General features: G+C 35.5%; 4 protein-coding genes. All 4 read right to left on the bottom strand.

Going from position 1 to position 4,895, the window contains the following annotated elements; genetic code table 11:
- On the bottom strand, positions 1 to 151 hold a 151-nt coding region (locus IHO13_RS03030), incomplete at its 3' end, for a toprim domain-containing protein (protein ID WP_225538222.1).
- A gap of 265 nt (positions 152 to 416) precedes the next feature.
- Complete coding sequence (locus tag IHO13_RS03025) at positions 417 to 2,222, bottom strand: SurA N-terminal domain-containing protein (protein ID WP_225538217.1); 1,806 nt, start codon at positions 2,220 to 2,222, stop codon at positions 417 to 419.
- Positions 2,223 to 2,356: 134 nt separating this feature from the next.
- Entirely contained in the window at positions 2,357 to 3,316 is a 960-nt protein-coding gene (dusB, locus tag IHO13_RS03020; protein WP_225538216.1) for a tRNA dihydrouridine synthase DusB, read from the bottom strand.
- Entirely contained in the window at positions 3,301 to 4,656 is a 1,356-nt protein-coding gene (locus IHO13_RS03015; RefSeq protein WP_225538215.1) for a hypothetical protein, read from the bottom strand. Before IHO13_RS03015 ends, dusB begins: the two co-directional genes overlap by 16 nt.
- Positions 4,657 to 4,895 lie beyond the last annotated feature (239 nt).

Raw genomic sequence — 4,895 nt, 5'->3', positions numbered from 1 at the left:
TTATGGCAAAACCATTATCTGGATCAACAGAACCGTTTTTTACTGGCAGATCTCTAACATGTCCAAAAGATGCGGCTACCTTGAACTCTTTACTTAGATACTTGCCTATCGTTTTTGCCTTCGCAGGCGACTCAACTATCAATAAAGCCATAATTATTAGTATTAAAAAATAATATGTTGAGGAATATATAATGAAATGTAAAAAAATATTTTAATGGGTTCTGTGAGTTTTACAAAGTGGATTGTTGAAGGTCTTTAGAAAACCCTTTACATTAACTATTCTAACTATTATCAGTTAGTGCCAAATTTTGCAGTGATATGGCATTACTTCTTCTATTATATTCTCCCTTTACTTGTCATTCAAGTAGTTAAAACTAGAATAACATCATGCGTTCGAGGTAGGGTAGGCCCTATGGTTATACATTATCAAGTATAGCGTTGTTAACTTCAACCTTGTACTTTGATTCTAGATAGCTAATTAATTGTTCTTTTAGCGATATCATCACGCGTTTTCCAGTATCAAATGTGTTTAATTTGCCACTTGATGAATACATCTCTTTTAGAACGCCTATTATAACTTTGTCATTATATTGAAAGGGGTCTGTTACCAAGTCAGTTGTCTTCATATTAAAAATCTCTTCTATAAAAGAAAAAGGATAATTTTGTTGGTCTGCTTCATTGTGGTGTATCTGCTGATCTTTAATTAATTCTACACCTTGAGTTTTCTCCAAATCTGTTTTCTCTTTTAGTTGAGCTGCAATTTCTTGCCCAATCTTAAACATTTGCTCTTTTATAAACCCATCACGCCAAAGGTCTTCTACTGATGCCTTGCCTTCTTCAAAATTTTGTAGCTTAGGCGGGATAATATCGGTGATCTTTACGCTGACAACAACATCTTCAATGCTCTTAAAATAACTTTTCTGGTCTTTTTCTCGAGAAAAGATAAAAGAAATCAAATCATTAGAACTTTCTACACTATTACCACTTTGATCCTTTCCACTTGCATCCACTGGACCAATGGTTTGTATAGGTAAATTGTATTCACTGGATATTTCCTCAATCGTTGCAGCATTGTATATCCTATAATTTGCTTGATTTATGAAATCGTTGACTTTTTCAAAAGACTTTCGGTTGGTTAAAACTGATCTCACGTCCTTTTTTAAATTAGCTAAGTTTTCACCAGAAATTTGATGCACATTTTCCACTTTTATTATGTGCCAACCGAAACTGCTTGCTAAAACTGCGCTCACTTCACCTGCTTTGAGAGCAAATACCTTTTCTCTCATACTCTCTGGTAGAAAATCCTTGGTTATATTATTCATTCTGGTTTCCTCAAGTTTTGTTTTACCAAACTCTTCCGCTATTTGCTCAAAGCTCATTTTACCCTCTTCAAATGCTTTTCTTGCTGCTTCAGCCTCTTCTTTAGAATGAAATACTAGGTTGAATATATCTCTTTGATCCTTAAGTTTCTGTTGTTCTATTATATCATCAACCTCTTCATCTGAGATCTGAACTTGATCTTCAAAATATTTTTGGTTTAAAGAAATATATTGTGCAGTTCGATATTCAGGATAATAAAAGTGGGATTTATTTTTTTCATATAAGTCAAGTAAAGTTTGATTATCTGGCTTGGGAACATTTGTAACTGCATCTTTAGTTATTTTAACAATATCAACTACCCTGGTTTGGTGGCGATTTCTGTATATCTGCTCATCAATTTTCTCGCCAAAAGTTACTGGATAATTATCTCTAAACAGTGAAGTTAAAAACATCATTACAGGCAGAATTTTCTCTAGCCTTGCTACATATTCTCCTTCTGTCATATGTAGAGCATTTAGCGTCTCATGAAATTTTCCTTTGTCAAATTCACCTTTATCGTCTTGGAAGTATTTAGTATTTTTAATGTGGTCCTTTATAGACTCTTCTCCAATTACCAACCCCAGGTCATCCATCAGGTTAAACAATAGTTTTTGCTCTATGAGTGCATTAAGTAAATCGTATTTCAGTCTTTTCACTTGTTCTTCGCTAACATTAGATCCAAAAATTTGCTTTCCGTAATTTTGATATAGCGATTTATACTCATCTAGTGTTATAACTTCTTTTCCAACTCTAGCTACCTCCTCCTTTTTACTGTCATCTGATAGAAGGTTGCCAACTCCCATAAAGATTAATAAACAAGCTAAAACGACAACAATTACTTTAGTGGACAAGTTTTTATTCATAAACGCAAAAGTTGATTATTGGTTAATTATAGAATAGTGATAATTTAGTTCTTGTAAACCTGTTGATTGATTAGCTATAGTGTCAGTTTGTGTCTCTCCAGAGAGAAATATCTTTTTTCAGATTATTAGACAGTCTAATATCCTTGACTAAAAAAGCTAACTATGTTTTCTTTTACTTCCGTGCTGTCTGTCATGTTATTTACTCTCACACGAAATTCAGATGAGTTTTTAGCTCCGCTACTATACCAGCCTATGTGTTTACGAGCCATCTTTATTCCCGTGTCGTTTCCGTAATACTCAAGGATACTGTCGTAGTGTTCAAGTATGATGCTTAATTTCTCTAAGGCTGTTGGCTCAGAAATTTCACCCCCATTTAGAAAGTTCATTGCTTGATTAATCAACCAGGGTTTACCATAAGCGCCACGACCTATCATTACTCCATCTGCTTCGGATTCTTTGAGCGCATTTTGAATGTCATTCAAATTTTTAATGTCACCATTTACTACAACCGGAATTTTTACTTGCTCTTTAACATTTCTAACAAATTTCCAATCTGCTAGACCGTTATAAAGCTGTGCCCTTGTTCTTCCATGCACAGTAATCATTTTTGCTCCAAGATCCTCTGCGATTTTCGCTAAACGTGGAGCGTTGCGGTTCTTGTCGTTCCATCCAGTGCGCATTTTCACCGTAACTGGCACATTAACTGACTTGACTACAGCTTCAATTATTTCAGCGGCTTTTTTTTCATCGCGCATTAGTGCTGATCCTGCATAACCGTTTACAACTTTTTTAACTGGGCAACCAAAATTTATATCTATGATTCTAGCCCCCATATCCTCGTTTAATTTTGCAGCCTCTGCCATAACATCTGGCTCGCACCCAGCGAGCTGCACAGCAGTTAACTCATCAACTTTTGCTTTTTGCATACTCTGGCGAGTTTGCAAAATCATAGCTCTGCTTGCTATCATTTCTGAGGCTAACAAACTTGCACCGAGCTTCTTCACAATACTTCTAAATGGACAATCAGTCACTCCGGACATTGGTGCTAAGATTACCGGAGAATCGATCGTTAGATTTCCTATTTGGAGGGGCATAGAGTGCTATATATTGCAATAGTGTTACAAACTTGACCTATATTCTGCATCTTTGAAGTGGGTGATAAAGATGTTGCAATTCCTGGCGAAAAATCACATAAAAGCCCGTTTTTTAAATCTTCCTTCCATTTTTCATCATTCATGAGTGCTTCTGCAAATTCTCTTCTTTTCCCATTCAAATTAAATTTATATTTTGATAACTCTTTGTTAATTTCGTCAAATGATTTGCCTTCGATGAGCATTTGTGTAATTTTATGAGCATTTTCTAATGCAAATATGCCACAGTTACATCCATCGCTTTGCTGTTTAGTTTTAGAGCTTTTTATGTTGCCACTTCCCATTCTCAAAATTTCCTCCAGTGCGCTCACTATGTTATCAGTATTTATTGGGACGTTAACTAGTTCATTTTTCTTGTCCCGACACGTTTGTGCTGTTTTTTGGACATCTTTATCCATTTCTTTTCTTCCTTGTGCATTCAACTCGCTAGCTTGCTCAGTGAGAGGAGAAATCAATCCTTTAACTTCATTTGCAAGTTTTATGCTACTACGTTTACTACCAGGACTTGATAAATTAGTGCTAAAAGAATCACAATAATAAGCTCTAAACTGTTCATTATCCAAGTTGTATGCAACAACTAGCGTTACCCAATGATTACTACCCAAATTAATAACTGAGGTAAATATCCTTTTCGAATTCTCTCGTTCTGCTTTATTTTTATATTCTTTCAACCTTTCATTCAGGGATTCAAGATTACCAGGAATACAAAAGAATATATGGCCATCTGAACTCTCTGAATAGTTATATACAGCTCTTGCAATATGGGCAATATCGTGCTGTTGTAACCAGTAAGTATAATTTTCTCTATTTGTCTTATGCACAAGAGTATCCAAATTTTCATGAAACTCTTTACCACCTAAGCCACTATCCGCAGAGTTTCTACTACTGCTGTCTTTTGAGCCAGGTTCACTACCCGGTACAATACCACTATCCTTATCTGGCTCTTTCTGATTTACTACAGTATTCTCTTGCTCTTGCAACTCTTGTGGCTCAACCCCTTCCACCTTTGACGTTCTTTTTCCATTAAGTTCCCTAACTAAGCGATATAAAGTCTCAACGGCTACTTTGTGTACCACTACAAAAGCTATTCCCATTAAAACCCAAACTACGGGGTTAGAGATGAGCATAGCAAGTGGAAAGGTCAGTAGAGAAGATCCTATTATCAACCCTAAACAGCCAATGGTAAATGTAGCCCCCAGATATATACCAAAAGCGTAAATGGCAAACCTTCCACCAGCTTTGAGTTTAGTAAAGTAAGTGCCTTTTTCTTTAGTGCTTAACATGTTATACCTATGAATGCCAAGTTAACTAGATTTTAGTAAATTTTAAGGGTAAAGTCAATCATGATGACCTTATACCAATCCCACTACACGGAAAGGGAACAGACGAAAGTGGAAAAAAGTTATAACGTCATCCAATAGAAACGAAAAAAACTACTTAAAAATTCCTCCGGTTTCCTTATCATAGTGAGGATATTAGAAACTTGGCAAAACAAACAAATTAGATGCAAAATTGCTAAGAA

The organism is Wolbachia endosymbiont of Mansonella perstans, from assembly GCF_020278605.1.
In the GTDB taxonomy this organism is placed as follows: Bacteria; Pseudomonadota; Alphaproteobacteria; order Rickettsiales; family Anaplasmataceae; genus Wolbachia.
This window is presented reverse-complemented; position numbering and strand designations above follow the sequence as displayed.